At 62.7% G+C, this 16,255-nt stretch carries 18 protein-coding genes and 2 other RNA genes; 3 read left to right on the forward strand and 17 right to left on the reverse strand.

The genetic code is table 11. The features are described from left to right. Positions 1–55: 55 nt before the first annotated feature. From trxA to ACTNAU_RS08905, 16 genes are all read right to left on the reverse strand, one after another. On the reverse strand, positions 56–376 hold the full coding sequence (gene trxA, locus ACTNAU_RS08830) for a thioredoxin (protein WP_441098198.1): 321 nt from the start codon (positions 374–376) through the stop codon (positions 56–58). A gap of 25 nt (positions 377–401) precedes the next feature. Further along, positions 402–1,715: a redoxin domain-containing protein gene (locus ACTNAU_RS08835; protein WP_441098199.1), complete on the reverse strand. Its 1,314-nt coding sequence runs from the start codon at positions 1,713–1,715 to the stop codon at positions 402–404. A gap of 41 nt (positions 1,716–1,756) precedes the next feature. Continuing rightward, complete coding sequence (locus tag ACTNAU_RS08840; protein ID WP_441098200.1) at positions 1,757–3,130, reverse strand: FAD-dependent oxidoreductase; 1,374 nt, start codon at positions 3,128–3,130, stop codon at positions 1,757–1,759. Between the two features lie 106 nt (positions 3,131–3,236). Next, positions 3,237–3,656 (reverse strand): RrF2 family transcriptional regulator, encoded by a 420-nt coding sequence (locus ACTNAU_RS08845; protein ID WP_185916104.1) that lies wholly within the window; start codon positions 3,654–3,656, stop codon positions 3,237–3,239. A gap of 3 nt (positions 3,657–3,659) precedes the next feature. After that, positions 3,660–4,082, reverse strand: coding sequence for a rhodanese-like domain-containing protein (locus ACTNAU_RS08850; protein WP_216401594.1), 423 nt, complete (start codon positions 4,080–4,082; stop codon positions 3,660–3,662). Between the two features lie 250 nt (positions 4,083–4,332). Then, positions 4,333–4,638: a DUF6809 family protein gene (locus ACTNAU_RS08855; RefSeq protein WP_441098201.1), complete on the reverse strand. Its 306-nt coding sequence runs from the start codon at positions 4,636–4,638 to the stop codon at positions 4,333–4,335. Between the two features lie 140 nt (positions 4,639–4,778). Then, a complete protein-coding gene (locus ACTNAU_RS08860; protein ID WP_216401592.1) occupies positions 4,779–4,958 on the reverse strand; it encodes a ribbon-helix-helix protein, CopG family in 180 nt (59 codons plus the stop codon). A gap of 408 nt (positions 4,959–5,366) precedes the next feature. Beyond that, the gene (locus tag ACTNAU_RS08865) at positions 5,367–5,552 is read right to left on the reverse strand and encodes a hypothetical protein (protein WP_441098202.1); all 186 of its coding nucleotides are present in this window, start codon (positions 5,550–5,552) and stop codon (positions 5,367–5,369) included. A 213-nt stretch (positions 5,553–5,765) separates the two neighbouring features. Beyond that, positions 5,766–6,114, reverse strand: a transfer-messenger RNA (tmRNA) gene (ssrA, locus tag ACTNAU_RS08870). 43 nt (positions 6,115–6,157) lie between these two features. Further along, positions 6,158–6,625: an SsrA-binding protein SmpB gene (gene smpB, locus ACTNAU_RS08875; RefSeq protein WP_021659421.1), complete on the reverse strand. Its 468-nt coding sequence runs from the start codon at positions 6,623–6,625 to the stop codon at positions 6,158–6,160. A 95-nt stretch (positions 6,626–6,720) separates the two neighbouring features. Beyond that, complete coding sequence (recR, locus tag ACTNAU_RS08880) at positions 6,721–7,320, reverse strand: recombination mediator RecR (RefSeq protein ID WP_021659422.1); 600 nt, start codon at positions 7,318–7,320, stop codon at positions 6,721–6,723. Between the two features lie 3 nt (positions 7,321–7,323). Beyond that, positions 7,324–7,671, reverse strand: a complete 348-nt coding sequence (locus tag ACTNAU_RS08885) for a YbaB/EbfC family nucleoid-associated protein (RefSeq protein WP_044992516.1) — start codon at positions 7,669–7,671, stop codon at positions 7,324–7,326. A gap of 49 nt (positions 7,672–7,720) precedes the next feature. Further along, complete coding sequence (dnaX, locus tag ACTNAU_RS08890) at positions 7,721–9,415, reverse strand: DNA polymerase III subunit gamma/tau (RefSeq protein ID WP_441098203.1); 1,695 nt, start codon at positions 9,413–9,415, stop codon at positions 7,721–7,723. Between the two features lie 52 nt (positions 9,416–9,467). Continuing rightward, positions 9,468–9,567, reverse strand: an RNA gene (gene ffs, locus ACTNAU_RS08895) — signal recognition particle sRNA small type. Between the two features lie 879 nt (positions 9,568–10,446). After that, a complete protein-coding gene (locus ACTNAU_RS08900) occupies positions 10,447–11,136 on the reverse strand; it encodes a response regulator (protein ID WP_185916095.1) in 690 nt (229 codons plus the stop codon). Further along, positions 11,112–12,662 (reverse strand): DUF4118 domain-containing protein, encoded by a 1,551-nt coding sequence (locus ACTNAU_RS08905; RefSeq protein ID WP_441098204.1) that lies wholly within the window; start codon positions 12,660–12,662, stop codon positions 11,112–11,114. The genes ACTNAU_RS08900 and ACTNAU_RS08905 overlap by 25 nt, the downstream gene beginning before the upstream one ends. Positions 12,663–12,829: 167 nt before the next feature. Between ACTNAU_RS08905 and ACTNAU_RS08910 the strand changes: the two genes are divergently transcribed. From ACTNAU_RS08910 to ACTNAU_RS08920, 3 genes are all read left to right on the forward strand, one after another. Next, positions 12,830–13,354 carry a hypothetical protein gene (locus tag ACTNAU_RS08910; protein WP_256136624.1) on the forward strand — a complete coding sequence of 175 codons (525 nt, stop codon included), beginning with the start codon at positions 12,830–12,832 and terminating at the stop codon, positions 13,352–13,354. A 179-nt stretch (positions 13,355–13,533) separates the two neighbouring features. Next, on the forward strand, positions 13,534–14,202 hold the full coding sequence (gene pyrE, locus ACTNAU_RS08915; protein WP_441098205.1) for an orotate phosphoribosyltransferase: 669 nt from the start codon (positions 13,534–13,536) through the stop codon (positions 14,200–14,202). A 256-nt stretch (positions 14,203–14,458) separates the two neighbouring features. Further along, on the forward strand, positions 14,459–15,958 hold the full coding sequence (locus tag ACTNAU_RS08920) for a putative bifunctional diguanylate cyclase/phosphodiesterase (RefSeq protein ID WP_441098206.1): 1,500 nt from the start codon (positions 14,459–14,461) through the stop codon (positions 15,956–15,958). 46 nt (positions 15,959–16,004) lie between these two features. On the opposite strand, the gene ACTNAU_RS08925 is transcribed toward ACTNAU_RS08920, so the two are convergent. Then, positions 16,005–16,205, reverse strand: a complete 201-nt coding sequence (locus ACTNAU_RS08925) for a hypothetical protein (protein WP_021658401.1) — start codon at positions 16,203–16,205, stop codon at positions 16,005–16,007. Between the last annotated feature and the right edge of the window lie 50 nt (positions 16,206–16,255).

Consider the following 16,255-nt stretch of genomic DNA (forward strand, 5'->3'; position numbering starts at 1 on the left):
ACACCCCCCCCCCCACCCCCCCGGGGGGGGGGGGCGGGCCCCCTCTCTGCGCTGTTCAGCGGTGTTTTTCGATGAGGGCGAGGACCGCCTTTTTGTCCTGAAAGCCGACGCTGGTGGCCGCCGCCCGGCCGCCTTTGACCAGCAGCAGGGTGGGGATGCTCATCACCTGGTAGCGCACCGCCAGGCCGGGCTGCTCATCCACATTGACCTTGCAGATCTTCACCCCGGCGGGCGGGTCGGCCGCGATCTCGTCGACGATAGGGGAAAACATCCGGCAGGGGCCGCACCAGGGGGCCCAAAAGTCGATGACTGCCAGGCCATCGTAGCGCTCGACCTCCGCTTCAAAATTGGCTTCTGTCAACACCAGTGGTTCCATTTGCAAACGCATCCTTTCTCCTCCCTCAAGACCGGCTGCTGCCGTCGAGGGTCTGCTGTACGATCTGTTCCATCACCGATCGGGTGAGCATCCCCGGCACATAGCCGAAGAGGTTGCCGTCCCGGTCGATCATATAGGTGGTGGGGAAGGCGGTGACGCCGTAGCCGCCAAAGACCGCGCCAGTCTCGTCCATCACCACCGGGTAGTCGTATCCGTTTTTCTGCAGGAAGGAGACGACCTCCTCCCGGCTGACGTCCTGGTTATGGGGGTACTTGGCGCTCTTGGGGTTGGCCACCCCCAGCACCACCACGTCGCCGCTGTTCTCGCCGTACTTTTCATAGAGGGCCTGCACGTCGGGCATCTCCCGCTGGCAGGGGCCGCACCAGATGGCCCAGAAGTTGAGAAAGACCACCTTGCCCCTGTACTCCGACAGGGTGTGGGTCCTGCCGTTTTGGTCCACCAGGGTGAAGTCGGGGGCGGGGAAGGCGCTGGTCTGCGAGCTGCCCCCCTGGGACTGGCTGCCGCCGCCGGAGGAGGCGCCCCCCTCCCCCGCGTCCGCGGTCGAGGAGGAGGTGTTCTGGGAGGCCCCGTTTTGATCGGCGCCGCCGGTGCCGATGCCCGAGAGATAGCCGGTGATGCCGTTCATCCAGCCGGTGAACATCATCACCCCCATCAAAATCATCAGCGCGCCCCCCACCTTGACGGTGTAGCGAAGCCCCTTCTGGTGGCGCTTGAAGAAGTTCAGCAGGCTGCTGGTAAAGAGCCCCACCCCCAGAAAGGGGAGGACAAAGCCCAGGGTGTAGACCCCCACCAGCCCAAAGCCCACCAGGGAGGAGCCGGCCGAGGAGGCCATCAGCAGCACCGAGGCCAGGGCCGGGCCCACGCAGGGGGTCCAGGCAAAGCTGAAGGTGAAACCCAGCACCAGGGCCACCAGGGGGCTCATGGCGAAGCGGTCCATCCGAAGGGGGAGGCGGTGCTCCCGACTGAACCCCTTGCCGCCGAAAAAGCCCAGCTGGTAGAGGCCGAAGAGGATGACGATCAGCCCGCCGACGCGGGCGAAGATCGCCCGGTTGCCGCTGAAAAACTTGCCCAGGGCCGTGAAGCCAAAGCCCAGCAGGAAGAAGGCGAAGCTGACCCCCAGCACAAAAAAGAGGGTGTTCAGCAGCACCGTGCTGCGCTTGTAGCGGATCTGCCCGTCGGGGCCGAGCGACTTGGTCCCCCCCGCCAGGTACCCCACATAGAGGGGCACCAGGGGGAGGACGCAGGGGGAGAAAAAGCTCAACAGCCCCTGCAAAAATACCGTGAGGACCGGCACGCCGGTCTCGATGGACAAGCCCATAGAGGACCTCCTTCACTGAAAAGAATCGGCGCTGTCTGCGCTCAGGAGAGGGCGGCAAACAGGTCGTTGAACGCCTCGCTCATGGTGGGGTGGGTGTAGATGCCGTCGCGCAGGGCGGTGTAGGGCAGGCCCGCGTCCATGGCCAGTTTGACCAGGTTGATCATCTCGTAGGACTCCTCGCAGAAGAGGTGCGCCCCCAAAATCTGGCCGGTCTCCCCGTCCACCACCGCCTTGAGCAGCCCCGCCGGGTTTTGCAGCACCTGCGCCTTGGGGATGGCGGCGGCCGCCAGCCGGGCGACCTTCACCCGGTAGCCCTTGGCGCGGGCCTCCTCCTCGCTGAGACCCACCCGGGAGAAGGCGGGGTCGAGGAAGACACTGTAGGGCACAGCGCCGCGGTTTTGGGTGGTGCGGCTGCCGTCCCCCAGCAGTTGGGAGCGGACAATGCGGCTGTCGTCCAGGGAGATGTAGGTGAACTGCAGTCCCCCCACCACGTCGCCCATGGCCCAGATGTGGGAGGCGGTGGTGCGCAGCCGCTCATCCACCTTGACGGCGCCCCGCTCGGTCAGCTCCACCCCCGCCGCGTCGAGGGCGAGCCCCTCCACATTGGGGCGGCGGCCGGTGGCCACCAGCACCGCGTCGGCCTGCAATTCGCGGGGACCGTCGGGGTTCTCGAGGGCGAGGACCGCCTGGGCGCCTTCCTCCCGCACCTCCTTCACCTGGGTGGAGAGGAGCACCTCCGCCCCCAGGCCCTGCAGCCGCTGCAGGACGGCCTGGGCGATCTCCCCGTCCTCCCGGGGGAGGAAGCGGCCGCCGTCTTGGATCACCGTCACCTGACTGCCGAAGGAGGTGTAGAGGGAGGCAAACTCCATCCCGATGTACCCGCCGCCGATGATGGCCAGCCGGCGGGGCAGCTCCTCCAGGTCCAGCAATCCCTCGCTCAAATAGACCCTGGGATTCCCCTGTAAGCCAGAAATCGGGGGGACAAAGGGGCGGGAGCCGGTGTTGAGGAAGATGTTCTCCCCCCAAAGCAGCTGGACCTGCCCCGCCCCGTCGGTCACCTGCACCGCGTGGGGGCCGAGGAAGCTGGCCGTCCCGTCGATGACCTGGACATTGGGGTTGCCCGCCAACTTGTCGTAGTTTTTCTGGCGCAGAGCGCCGGTGAGCCGCCGCTTCTCTGCGATGGCCTCCCGGTACCGGGCCGCCTTCTCCGCAAAGCTGCCCCCCTGCACCTTGGAGAGGGCGGCGCTGTGGACCAGCGACTTGGAGGGGATGCACCCCACATTGATGCAGGTGCCCCCGTACATCGCGGGCGAGCGCTCGATCAGGGCGACCTGTTTGCCCGCTGCTCCCAGAGCCCCAGCCAGGGTCTTGCCCCCCTTGCCGAATCCAATCACAATGGCGTCGTACTTTTTCAACGAAAAGACCTCTTTTCCCTTTTGACAGGGCGGGCGCACTGAGCGCCCACCCGCGTGTATCGACCCAGACCGCGGGGGAAAGGCCTGCGGCTGGGAAAGCCCTGTGTCAGGGCTGCTTGCCGAATATCTTCTGGCCGATGGAGCGGATGGTGATCCCCTCCAGCCGCGCCTTGCAGCACTCGTCCAGTTCGCCGTAGATGTCGTCCATAATTTTGCCCATGCCAGAGGCCACCAGACAGGGCAGGTCGGTGTCCCCACTGCGCCAGTTGGCCGAGACAAAGCAGCAGTCCAGCGCCTCGCCGATTTGGCGGAGGGTCACCTCGCCCGCGTCCCGGTCAAAGAGGTAGCCGCCGTCGGCCCCCTCCTTTGTCTCCACCAGGCCCGCCTTTTTGAGCTTGGAGAGCACCTTTCGCACCCGGGCGGCATTGGTGCAGATGTTCTGGGCCAGCTCCTCGCTGGACAGGGTGCCGCCCCGGTGGCTCAAATAGACCAGGGCGTGCACCGCCACATTGAATTCACTGGTCAACCCCTATTCCTCCCCTCTGACAGTCTCGTAGGGCCAGTCGATGATGCCGCCGAAGTCGTACACCTGCTGGTACCCCAGGGCCGCCAGCTGCTCGGCGGCGGCCCTGCTGCGCACCCCGCTGCGGCAGTAGACCAGCAGCTCCGCCCCGGTGTCCGGCAGGGCGGCGGGCCGCTGGCTGCCGATGGTGTCCAGCGGCACCAGCACCGCGCCGGGGATGTGGCTCTCCCCATACTCCTCGGCAGTGCGCACATCCACCACCGTCGCCCCGCCGGCCTCCATCCGCTCCTTGGCCTCTCGGGGAGAGATCTTGTGGTACTCCCCCGCGGCCGCGGAGGCGGCTGACCCGCCGCCCGCCCCGCCGCAACCGGTGAGGGCCAGCAGCGAGCCCAACAGGGCGGCCGCCAGTGCCCTTCCCTTTTTCTTCATCTCGACTCACCTCAAACTGTAATTTGTTTTGTATCAGTTTCTAACTGTTATTATATCAGTTTCAGTTTGAATTGCAACCCCCTTTCTAAATTTTTTTACAGTGGCAGGGCGGGGCCCTTCTTTCTGGCCTTTTTCTCCGCTGGGCAAACTGGCCGCTCTATCTCTGCCCCACAACAAAAAGAGGCCGACGGAAAACTGCTCTCCGTCGGCCCCTTCTCCTCTATTGAATCTATCTAATGCTTCGGAGGTATCAACTGAACTGCCCTTGGCGAAGGAATGCCTCGCGGCCCTCCAATGCCTCCATCAAGAAGAGGACGCCCAAGGTCACCCCACAGCGAAAGGCCTCGCTCTGCTCCATGCTGTACCGGTCGTTCCACAGCCGCTGCATCTCTTGCAGCTCGATGAGCTCCTTCGGCGACAACCTGTCCTTCCACCAGTCCAGTCCGTCACTCAGGGCTTTGGCAGTCTGCCGATAGGCGTCGCTGCAAGGATCGATTGTATCTTGCGGACAAAGTTCTCCGCGAAAGAGCCGTTCCAACAGCGTGTTGTCTGTCATCGGTTTGCTCCCTTCTCAGTCGGTCGCCGACCCTTGAAAGAAACCGCCGCGCATGGTATCATATTTGCGCTGCAAGTTGCCTTCGGGCGGCGAGCGGTGCTGGGAAGCGGCTGCTTTTGTGAAGAGGAAGCCGCTTCTTCTCATTTTTTGAGGGCATCCCTCACCAGGTATATCCCCTTGCGGACCACTTCCGAGCGGGTGGCGTGCATTTGTTTGGCGCACTGGTCGAGGACCTCTTTGGTCTCTCTGTCCACCCGCAGGTAGATTCGCTCCGACAGGGGATTTTCAGATGGCGGGCGCCCCATCTTTTTCCCCGACATGAATTCACCTCACTTTCCGTCGGTTAAAAATCTTATAGTATTTAGTCGACAAAAGTCGAGAAAAATTTGCAAATTAAAAGCAAAACACGCCTTCCCCTCTTCGCCCGACGTCATTTGAAGGAAGTGGTCTTTGCTGTCCAACGCCACTTTTACACCGCGACGCAAACTGTAAAAATCATCCAGTCGATCAATCGTTTACAGACCAATAGAGCTTTGCAAAACAATGGATGCAATAGCACCGACAGAAGGCCTCGTGAAACTGCTATTTGTTAAAACAGAGAATCGTCTAAAAATGAAATACAATCAACAAAAAGCCAATGTGTTCCGGCTTGCTGCATCCCTGCCAGTAAGAAAATTATACTAGATATGACTGCGTTTTATTAGGGAAATGGGCTGCCGGAAAGGGGTTCAAGCGGATAAACCCGCCGCTTGACCGGGGGTGTCGGTGCTAACTTTGATACACGCTACAATTCGTTTGGGTTCGTCGGCAAACTTAAACCGCACCTTGCTATTGCCGTTTTCGCAAACCTCGATATGGTCTACAAGCTCGATGAGGACGTCCCTTGACAGCGCGTTGATATTTTGATAGTGCACATATGAAAACTGCCAGTAAAAAACGGCTTTCCCCGCAAGCATACGGAGAGGGGGCGAGCAGTCCAGCTCATTGACACTGTACTGCGCAGATATATTCCACAGATAAAAGGCCCCCTTGCTCGGGGCCTTTTATTTTGCGCCAAAAACGGGTTATAAAGTGGGTTATGAAAAGAGAAAAGCGCATGACAAATGGCTTTGTCATGCGCTTTTATTTGGTGGAGGCGACGAGAATCGAACTCGTGTCCGAAAACCGCTCCCCACGGGCATCTCCGAGTGCAGACCATCTTTTACATTCCCCGCCCCGCGCGCCGGTGGTCAGGCTCGCGGGCCAAGTATCCTCATATACCTGATACGCTACGAGGCCCTCGCGTATACATGTTCGCCACTAAAATGACACCCGAACGCGGTCCGTGGCCCCCCCGCGCCGGATGAGCGGCACTAGGCCGCTAAAGCGTAATCGTTGTTATCGACGTTTACTTTTAAGGTGCGGATTGTTGAGGCGGTCCCGCACCGCCACTCGCTTCCCGTGCTTCACGATCCCCGTCGAAACCATTGCGCCCCCTCATAAATGCGCCCCTGCGGGCGCCTGGGTGTGCCGGTTTTTATCAGCGGGTGCGCTCTTTGAGCGCCCGGTCGATCTGGCGCTTAGCGTCCCGCTCGGCGGCGGACGCCCGCTTGTCGTGCAGCTTTTTGCCCTTGCACAGGCCCAGCTGCACCTTGACCTTCGACCCCTTAAAGTATACCGAAATGGGGATCAAAGTCAACCCCTCCTGCTTGATTTGGCCCAGCAGGCGGTTGATTTCTCGCCGGTGGAGGAGGAGCTTGCGCTCCCGCACCGGGTCCCGGTTGAAGATGTTCCCCTTTTCATAGGGGCTGATGTGCATCCCCAGCACGTAGACCTCGCCCTTGTAGATGTCGCACCAGCTGTCCTTCAGGTTGACCGCCCCCGCCCGCAGGGACTTGACCTCGGTCCCGGCCAGGGAGATCCCCGCTTCGATGCTCTCCAAAATAAAGTAGTCGTGGCGGGCTTTCTTGTTTTGGGCGATGGTCTTGATGGCCTCTTTGTTTCCCACGGGTCTCCCCTCCTTCTTCGGCCCCCTCTGGGAGAGGGTATGCCGTTTTGCTCCATTTCATGCGCCCCGCAACAGGGGGCAGAGCTGTTTTTGTGTCAGAGTTCGCTGCGCCCCTCCAGCGCCCGGTAGAGGGTCACCTCGTCGGCGTATTCCAGCACCCCGCCCACCGGGATGCCGTAGGCCAGCCGGGTCACCTTGATCCCCAGGGGCTTGATGAGCCGGGAGACGTACATGGCGGTGGCCTCCCCCTCCACGGTGGGGGAGGTGGCCATGATGATCTCTTTGACCTCGCTGTTGTTCAGGCGGGCCAGCAGCTCTTTGATGTAGAGTTTGTCCGGCCCGATCCCGTCGATGGGGGAGATGAGCCCCCCCAAAATGTGGTAGGTGCCGAAGTACTCTTTGGTGCGCTCAAAGGCAAAGACGTCCCGCGGGTCCTCCACCACGCAGATGGTGCTCCGGTCCCGCCCCTCGTCGGCGCAGACCGAGCAGACCTCGGTGTCCGACAGGTTCTGGCAGACCTTGCAGCGCTTGATCTCGCGGTGGGCCCGAACGATGGTCTCGGCAAATCTCTGGGCGTCCTCGGCGCTCATTCCCAGCACGTAAAACGCCAGCCGCTGCGCCGTCTTGCGGCCGATGCCCGGCAGCTTTTCAAACTGCTCGGACAGTTCGCTGAGGGCGTTGATGTTGTAGGACACGGCCTAGAAGGGCATCCCGGGCAGGCCGGCGGCCCCGCCGGTGACTTCCGCCATCCGGGAGGACGCCTCGTCCTCCACCTTGCGCACCGCCTCGTTGACAGCCGCCATGATCAGGTCCTGCAGCATCTCGATGTCGTCTGGGTCCACCACCTCGGGCTTGATTTCCAGGGCGGTGAGCTCCTTCTTGCCGTTGATGGTGACTTCGATCATCCCACCGCCGGCCGACACCTTGAACTCGCTCTCCTCGATCTCGTCCTGCACCTGGGCGATCCTCTCCTGCATTTCCTGGGCCTGCTTGATCATCTGGTTCATATTCTTCGGGCCGTAGCCCTGGGGCAGTCTGGCTTTCATGGGCGCTTGCACTCCTTTTTTCATCTCATCAGCTGTCCGAAACAGCCGCCTATTCTTTGATCGTCACGTCGATTCCCTGGGCCTGGGCCCGGGCGATGAGCTGATCCAGCTTCTGGCCGCCCCCCTCTGTGGGCGCGGCTTCGTCCTCCGGCTCCCGGTAGGGGCCGAGGCGGCAGGTCTTGCCGGTCACCTCGCTCACCGCCGCCCGGATGTCCGCCTTGGTGCGGGCGTTCTCCCGCATCATCTTCAAAAAGGTGGCGTTCTCCGAGGCGATGAGCACCAGGTCACCCGATAGGTAGGCCCGGGAGTTTGCCAGGGCCGCGGCGGCCAGCCGGTTGTGGTTTGCCAGGGCGTCGAGCACCTGGGGCCACTCCGGCAGCGGCTGGGGGGCGGCCTCTGCGGCCGGAGCGGCTGCCGCCACCGGCTTTTCGGGAACTGCTTCCGGGATCGGGGGCGCGGCGGGGGCAGGGGCGGCAGGCTCCTGCCAGTCGGCGTCCTCCGCCGGGGGCGGGGCGTCGGGGAGGGGCACCTCCTCTTCCCGCTCCTCCCGCGCCGGTTCTGGGGCGGGGCGGGCGACCGGCTTGGCCTGGGGCACGGCGGCCGGCTTGGCTGCGGACACCCGGACCGCGGTGACCTGCGGGGCTGTCGGCTGATTTGCGGCGGCGGTGATCTCCACCAGCAGCATCTCCATGGCGATGCGGGGGGAGGCGGCCCGCCCCACCGCGTCGGCCCCCTTCATCAGCCGGGCCATCCAGCCCATCATCTCCCCCTGGGGGATGCGGGCAGCCTGCTCGACATAGCGCTGGCGGTCGTCGGGGGGACAGAGGACCAGGGTGTCAAAGTCCTCCATCACCTTGCAGAGCATCAGGTCCCGGCCGTGGCTGAGCAGTTCCTGTGCCAGGCGGCCCATGTCCACCGAGTGGGCGAAGAGGTCGTCGAGCAGGGCGATCGCCCGGCCCAGGTCACGGTCGAGCAGGCAGTCGAACAGGTCAAATAGGTAGCTCTTGTCGGCCACGCCGCAGAGGTCCTTGACCATCTGCAAGCTCACCCGCTCGCCGGTGGAGGCGCACTTGTCCAGCAGGGAGAGGGCGTCGCGCATCCCGCCGTCGGCCAGTTTGGCCAGCAGGAAGCGGGCGTCGTCGTCCAACTGCACCCCTTCCCTCTCGGCGATGACCGCCAGCCGCCCGGCGATCTGCTCGGCGGTGATGCGGGCAAAGTCGAAGCGCTGGCAGCGGCTGAGGATGGTCACCGGCAGCTTGTGCAGCTCGGTGGTGGCCAGGATAAAGACCACGTGCTCGGGCGGCTCCTCCATGATCTTGAGCAGGGCGTTGAAGGCGCTGGGGGAGAGCATGTGCACCTCGTCGATGATGTAGACCCGCTTTTTGCAGCGGGTGGGGACGAAGTTCGCCTCCTCCCGCAGGGCGCGGATGTTGTCCACCCCGTTGTTGCTGGCGGCGTCCAGCTCCACCACGTCGGTGATGGAATCCTCGTCGATGCCGGTGCAGATGTCGCAGACCCCGCAGGGCTGGCCGTCCTTGACGTTGGGGCAGTTGATGGCCTTTGCCAGGATTTTGGAGCAGGTGGTCTTGCCGGTGCCCCGGGAACCGGTAAAGAGGTAGGCGTGGGAGAGTTTCCCCGTCTCCACCTGATTTTTGAGGGTGGTGACGATGGGCTCCTGCCCGATCACGTCGTCAAAGGTCAAGGGGCGGTATTTGCGGTAGAGAGCGCGGTAGATGGCGGCCACCTCCTTTTTTGAAAATAGCGCAAAAAACAGGGCCCGTACACTGTGGTATGCGGACACACAGGTTGATCTGCGGCACACAAGACGACCCGCTTAATGCTGCTCGGTTCCCCGCCTGACATGGTTCACGGCGCCCTGTCGCACAGGACCCGCATATCCGCATACCAGAGTGCGCGTTTGCCCTGTTTTATAACGAGACAATTGTATCATATCCGCCCCCGGGTTGCAAGCAGAAATCCGTTTCCTTTCCCCCGGTGTGGGCGGCGCTTTTTCGCCCCTGTGCGGCGGGGCAAAGCGGTGTTCCCACCCGCGCGACCGGCCCATGCCGAGGGAGGCGGCCCAGCACTGAAAAAGGGGCGGGGGCGGCATTTTCCCCTTCCAAGGGCAGCCGTTCCGCGGCCTTCTTCTGCTGCCCGACAGCCAACTCTTTTTCACAGTCAGTCCACTCGATTTTGAGGGGGGCGGACACCCCATTGTATATTGTATGAGGTAGTCGCCCAGTCTTTTCCGAATCCATATTTCTCGACATCCGCTCGCCCCAAACGGGCGAAGAGCGAACGCTGAACCCCCGCGGGATAGGGATCCAATATCCCCCCAAAGCTCCCCTCCCTTGACATCCGCCCGGTTTTGCAAAGCAAAATCGCCCACTCAAAGTGGACGAAAGGCAGATGTCGAAACTTCGTGGGATGGGGACCCAATGCCCCCTCCAAGCTTCCCTCTCTTGACATCTGTCCGGTTTTGCGAAGCAAAATCGCCCACTTGAATGGGCGAAGGGCAGATGTCGAAACTTCGTGGGATGGGGACCCAATGCCCTCTTCCAAGCTTCCCTCCCTTGACATCCGCCCGGTTTTGCGAAGCAAAATCGCCCACTTGAATGGGCGAAGGGAGGATGTCGAAACTTCGTGGGATGGGGACCCAATGCCCCCCAAAGCTCCCTTCCCTTGACATCCGCCCGGTTTTGCAAAGCAAAATCGCCCACTTAAGTGGGCGAAGGGAGGATGTCGAAACTTCGTGGGATGGGGACCCACGAAGTTTTATTCGTCCACGAACCGATACCCCACCCCCACCTCGGTGAGGATGTAGTGGGGGTGGGCGGTGTCCGTCTCGATCTTGCGGCGGATGTTGGCCATGAACACCCGCAGGGACTGGGAGTCCTCGGTGCCGGAATACCCCCAAATCTCCTTGAGGATAAAGCTGTGGGTCAGCACCTTCCCCCGGTGCTCGATGAGCAGCAGCAACAGCTTGTACTCGATGGGGGTCAGGTGCACCTCTTCCCCGTTCACCCGCACCTGCCGCCGGCCAAAGTCCACCGTCAGGTCGCCGGTGGAAAAGACCTCCTCCTGGGGCAGGGCGGCGGGCGGGGTGCGCAGCGCCACCCGCACCCGCGCCAACAGCTCGCCGATGGAGAAGGGCTTGGTCACATAGTCGTTGGCCCCGCCGTCCAGGGCCTGCACCTTCTCCCTCTCCTGGGTGCGGGCGGACACCACGATCACCGGCACCTGCGAAAAGGAGCGCATCTGGTGCAGCACCTCCAGCCCGTCCAGGTCGGGCAGCCCCAGGTCCAGGAGCACCAGGTCGGGCGGGTCGTTCATCACCTGCCCGATCCCCTCGATCCCCGTGGTGACCACCTGGATGTCGTAGCCGCTGGTGCGCAGGGAGATGGAGAGGAAGTTCGAGATGCTCTTGTCGTCCTCGACAATCAGAATACGGCGCTCTGCAAACATTTTTTGCCCTCCTCCTCGCTCTTTTCCAGCGGCAGCCAAAAGCGGAAGGTGGCGCCGCCAATGTCGTTGTTCTCCGCCTCGATCCCCCCGCCGTGGGCCTGCACGATGGACTGGCAGATGGAGAGTCCCAGGCCGATCCCCCGCCGGCTGTCCCCCGGCGAGGTGACGAAACTGTCAAAGAGGTGGGGCAGCAGCTCCGGGGCAACGCCCCCGCCGTTGTCGCTCACCTCAAAGACCACCCGCTCCCCCTCCCCGTGCACCGCCAGGCGGATGGCGGCGCTGTCGGGGGTGTGGGCCACGGCATTTCCCAGCAGGTTGACCAGCACCTGCACCATCAGCTTGCCGTCCATGGGCGCCAGCAGCAGCTCGTCGGGCAGGGAGACCGCCACCGGGCGGGTGTGGGGCAACCTCGCCAGGCGGGCGGTGGCCTCGGCCACCACGTCGTCCACCACCTCGTTTTTCACCTGCAGCGCCAGCTTGCCGTCCTGGATGCGGGTCATGTTGAGCAGGTTTTCTACCATGCTCTCCAGCCAGGCCACGTCGCCGGAGATGTCGCCCAACAGCTTCATCGCCGTCTCCCGGTCCAGCTGGTCGTAGCTGTGGCGCAAAAACTCGGCCGAGCCGCCGATGCCGGTGAGGGGGGTGCGCAGGTCGTGGGAGACCGCCCGCAGGAGATTGTTGCGCAGCTTCTCCTTTTCGATCTCCACCTGGTTGCGCTGCTGCAGGGCGTAGAGCTGTTCCCGCTCCACCGCCAGGGCCAGCTGGCTGATCACCGTGTCGATGAACAGGGTCTCCTCCTCCCCCAAGGGGGCGTTGCCGCAGTACACCTCCACCACCCCCAGGGGGCGGCTGCCGCTCTTAAAAGGGGCATAGCGCCACTGGGAGATGGCGAAATTTTCGGTGCCACAGCCGCAGGGTTCCCCCTCCTTTAGGCACCACTTGGCCAGGGTGTCATCCCCCACCTCCACCCCGTCCAGGTAGTGGCCGGGCAGGTAGTAGGGCTGGGAGAGGCCCCCACCCTCTTCGATGAGATAGACCACGCACCGCCGCTGCACCCCTTCGTAGATGCTGGCGACACCGTGGCAGACCACCTCTTTTAGCCCCGAGAGGTTGAGGAAGCTGCGGCTGATCTCGTAGAGGCGCTGGGTCTGGTCCTCCTTTTTGCGGGCCAGCTGGGCGTGCCTTTGCAGCTGGGAGGTGAGGCTGGCGGCGATGAGGGAGACCAGCAAGAAGAGGATGAGGGTGACGATGTAGCTGGGGTCGGCGATGCGAAAGGTCAGCCGCGGCTGGGTGAAGAGGAAGTTGAAGACGAAGACGCAGACCAGCGAGGCCACGATCCCCCAGAAAAAGACGCCCGTCTCCACCACGATCACCAGCACACCGGTGAGATAGACCATGGTGATGTTTTCCTGGCGGATGCCGACGCGGTCGAAGAGGGCGGCCACGGCGGTGCAGACAAGCAAGATCAAGACCGTCTGCCCCAGGTGGAGCAGGCGGCCCTTTGCGCGGGCTCGGTCAGGACCCATAACGGCCTCCTTTTTTGTCGGGAAAAGAAGAATTTTGTAACAGCAGTATAGCATATCTGCCCGCAAAAAGAAAAGCGCCGCCCGGCCGATTGCGCAAACGGGCAAAATGCGCTATACTGAAAGGCAGTATCGAGCGAAATGCGATAAAGGACGGTTTGACAGAGAGAATGGACAAAAAGCAGAGACACGCCACCCTGATCCTGGTGGGGATCCTGACCATCGCCTGCGCCCTGTTGGTTTTGGTGCGCTGCGACACCGGCTATAAAAACGACGTGAAAGACGGGGCCTTTATCCTCACCGCCAAGCAGGTCACCGACACCTTCAACGCCAAGGCCGCCGGCAAATTCCCCAACTTCAAGGCCGCCGGGGACGCCACCTATACGGGGGAGGAAATGACCCTCGCCTACACCGCCGAAAAGGAGGGGGGCGTGGTCTCGGCCGTCTCCCTGACCGGCAAACTCGACAGCGAGGAGCACATGAAGAACTTCTCCGGCTGCGCCGGCATCCTGATGGTGGTGATGGACAACAACCTGCGGGAGGAAGAGCTCAACACCCTCATTGAGGAGTTGGCCTTTGCAAAGGTAGCGACCGGCGAGGAGGAGATCCACACCCAGTACCAGCACAACCAGCGCGTCTACCGCTTTGACCGCACCGGCGACAGCGCCGCCTTTACCGTCACGGCCCAGAAGTAAAAAAAGAGGAGCACTGCTCCTCTTTTTTTGTTGGGACAGCTGGAGATCCCCTCTGCCGGGGGATTGTGCCGCCCGGCGGGGCTGTGGTATAATTGGGCACAGTAAAGATTGTCCGCGCCGCCGGGCGGCCCCGCACCGGGGCTGTCCGGCGCGCCGGCGACGGGAGGATGTTGGAAGAGATGACCTACAAAAAGGAATTTATCGAGTTCATGGTGCGCTCCGGGGTGCTCACCTTCGGCGACTTCACCACCAAGAGCGGCCGCAAAACCCCCTACTTCATCAACACCGGCAACTACAAGACCGGCTATCAGGCCTCCAAACTGGGGCAGTTTTACGCCGCCTGCCTGCACGACAACCTGGGCGACCAGGTGGACGCCCTCTTCGGCCCCGCCTACAAGGGCATCCCCCTGGCGGTGTCCTGCTCCATCGCCCTCTACGAGCAGTACGGGCAGGACGTGAACTACTGCTTCAACCGCAAGGAGGCCAAGGACCACGGCGAGGGCGGCACCATGGTGGGCTACAAGCTGCAAGACGGCGACCGGGTCGCCATCATTGAAGACGTCATCACCGCCGGAACCGCCATCCGCGAGTGCCTGCCAGTGCTGCAGGGCGCCGCCAAGGTGGACATCCGCGCCCTCGTCATCTCGGTGGATCGGATGGAAAAGGGCACCGGCGACAAGTCCGCCATCCAAGAGGTGAAGGAGCAGTACGGCATCGACGCCTACCCCATCGTCACCGTGCGGGAGATCATCTCCTACCTGCACGGCCGGGAGATCGACGGCAAGGTCTACATCGACGACGAGATGAAGGCCCGGATGGAGGCCTATCTGGAGAAATACGGGATCTGACCGGCCGAGGGCCGGAGGAGAGGGCTGCGCCGGCCGGCGCGGCCCTCTTTTTTTGCCGCTGTGCCCAGCCGGCGGGAGCGCCCCTTTATTAAAAAAGATCGCACCGATCCCCCCTCCCCATTCTTTCTTTACTTCGCGAGAAAAAGATGGTAAAGTGAAAATAGGACAGGGGGGCCTCGCATCAGCCGTGGCCCCAGAGCAAGCCCCTTCTGTCGGGTCGTATTTCCACCCCATTTTGAAAGGCGGTGGTCCATTCGTGAAACGCATTACTGACAACAAGTTCATCCTTCTCTCCGCCCTGTTTTGCGCGGGGCTCTTTGCCCTTCTGTGGGGCACCGGCATGGTCCTCTTCCCCCATGCCTTTTCCCCCCTGAACCTGCTGCTCCTCTTTCTGGGCGCCTTTTTGGCCATCCTGGTGGCGGTCTTCCTCTTTCGTCAGCGCTTCAACCGGCACCTCTACCGGCTGGCCTACGCCGACTTGCTGACGGGGATCGCCAACGCCAACTACTTTGAGGAGGAGGGCACCCGCCGGCGGCGGGCCGCCGCGCCCCACAGCCTCTGCGTCGTCTCCACCGACATCAGCCATTTCAGTACCATCAACGACAGCTACGGCCGGCAGATGGGGGACGACATCATCCTGCAAGTGACCAAAGCCCTGCAGGCGACCTTTGGCGGGGAAGCGCTGTTGGCCCGGGTCAAGGCCGACCACTTTCTGCTGCTGCTCCCCTTTTCCGGCGAGGAGGGGACCCGCGCTGCCCTGCTGCGATTCGGCGCCCAAAACAGCGACTACGCCGCCGCCAGCCACCACATCAAGCTCCGCTTCAATTTTGGGGTCGCTGAGATCGGCGACGATCACACCCCTTTTACCGCCTTTGTCGACGCGGCGGAGATCGCCCGCCGCGAGGCCCGCATCCGCCCCGACCCGGTCCTCTTCTTCTCCGGCGAGCTGGAAGAGCAGTTGCGCCAAAACAGGGAGATGGAGGACCAGATGGAACAGGCCCTGGCGGACGGGGAGTTCGTGGCCTACTACCAGCCCAAATTCAACATGGCCACCGGCGAGGTCTGCGGGGCGGAAGCCCTGGTCCGCTGGCAGCGGGGCCCCTCTCACCTCTACTACCCCGACCAGTTCATCCCCCTGTTCGAGCGAAACGGCTTTATCACCGAGGTGGACTTCTGCGTCCTCGACCAGGCCTGCGCCCTGCTGCGCCGCCGGCTGGACAGCGGGCTCCCCGCCTTTCCCATCTCGGTCAACCAGTCCCGCCTCCACCTACAGGAGGAGGGGTACCTGCAGCGGCTGACGGAGATGGTGGAGCGCCACCGGGTGCCCCCCGGCCTGATCGAACTGGAACTCACCGAGACGGCCTTCAACGAGCTGGGCCACCTCGAGGAACTGGGAAGGCAGCTCAAAGAGATCGGCTTTCTCCTCTCCATCGACGACTTCGGCTCCGGCTACTCCTCCCTCTCCCTGCTGGGGGGATTTCCGCTGGACACCATCAAACTCGACCGCACCTTTATGGACAAGGCCCTCTCCTCCCCCCGCTCCCAGATCATTGTCCAAAAGGTGGTGGAGCTGGCCCACGAGATGGGGATCTTGGTCATCAGCGAAGGGGTGGAACTGCCGGAACAGGCCCGCTTTTTGCTGCAGATCGGCTGCCAGCACGCCCAGGGCTACCTCTATGCCCGCCCTCTCCCGGCGGACGCGTTTGAAGCCCTCTGCCGGCAAAACACACCGGCCGCCCCCACTGCGGACAAATGAAAAAAGGCCCCGCCCTCTTTTTGCGAGAGGGCGGGGCCTTTTTTGGCTACAGCAGTTTCTGCAGGTCTTCGCTCAGGTGGCGCATGTGGGTGATTTCAAACTCCACCGTGCTCTTGAGCATTCCGTTGTAGAGGTTGCCCTCTTTGGCGGGCTGCCGGTCCTCTGCGTACAGCCGGTCAAGGCCCTCCTCCAGCACGGCAATCTGCTCGTCCATATAGGCTTTTACCTTTTTCTTGGCATCGCTCATCCTGTGTCCCTCCCTGGTTTTGGGTTGGCGGCCGCCGAAAACAGCCGCCT

This window comes from Bittarella sp. HCP28S3_D9, from assembly GCF_052065655.1.
GTDB lineage: Bacteria > Bacillota > Clostridia > Oscillospirales > Ruminococcaceae > Bittarella > Bittarella massiliensis.

Excerpts from the sequence above, each read along its gene's own strand:
- ACTNAU_RS08905 (WP_441098204.1), bottom strand. The coding sequence starts at position 12,662 with ATGGGTCCTGACCGAGCCCGCGCAAAGGGCCGCCTGCTCCACCTGGGG.
- trxA (WP_441098198.1), bottom strand. The coding sequence starts at position 376 with ATGGAACCACTGGTGTTGACAGAAGCCAATTTTGAAGCGGAGGTCGAG.
- ACTNAU_RS08925 (WP_021658401.1), bottom strand. The coding sequence starts at position 16,205 with ATGAGCGATGCCAAGAAAAAGGTAAAAGCCTATATGGACGAGCAGATT.
- ACTNAU_RS08885 (WP_044992516.1), bottom strand. The coding sequence starts at position 7,671 with ATGAAAGCCAGACTGCCCCAGGGCTACGGCCCGAAGAATATGAACCAG.
- ACTNAU_RS08835 (WP_441098199.1), bottom strand. The coding sequence starts at position 1,715 with ATGGGCTTGTCCATCGAGACCGGCGTGCCGGTCCTCACGGTATTTTTG.
- ACTNAU_RS08860 (WP_216401592.1), bottom strand. The coding sequence starts at position 4,958 with ATGTCGGGGAAAAAGATGGGGCGCCCGCCATCTGAAAATCCCCTGTCG.
- ACTNAU_RS08900 (WP_185916095.1), bottom strand. The coding sequence starts at position 11,136 with ATGTTTGCAGAGCGCCGTATTCTGATTGTCGAGGACGACAAGAGCATC.
- ACTNAU_RS08910 (WP_256136624.1), top strand. The coding sequence starts at position 12,830 with ATGGACAAAAAGCAGAGACACGCCACCCTGATCCTGGTGGGGATCCTG.
- pyrE (WP_441098205.1), top strand. The coding sequence starts at position 13,534 with ATGACCTACAAAAAGGAATTTATCGAGTTCATGGTGCGCTCCGGGGTG.
- ACTNAU_RS08855 (WP_441098201.1), bottom strand. The coding sequence starts at position 4,638 with ATGACAGACAACACGCTGTTGGAACGGCTCTTTCGCGGAGAACTTTGT.
- ACTNAU_RS08850 (WP_216401594.1), bottom strand. The coding sequence starts at position 4,082 with ATGAAGAAAAAGGGAAGGGCACTGGCGGCCGCCCTGTTGGGCTCGCTG.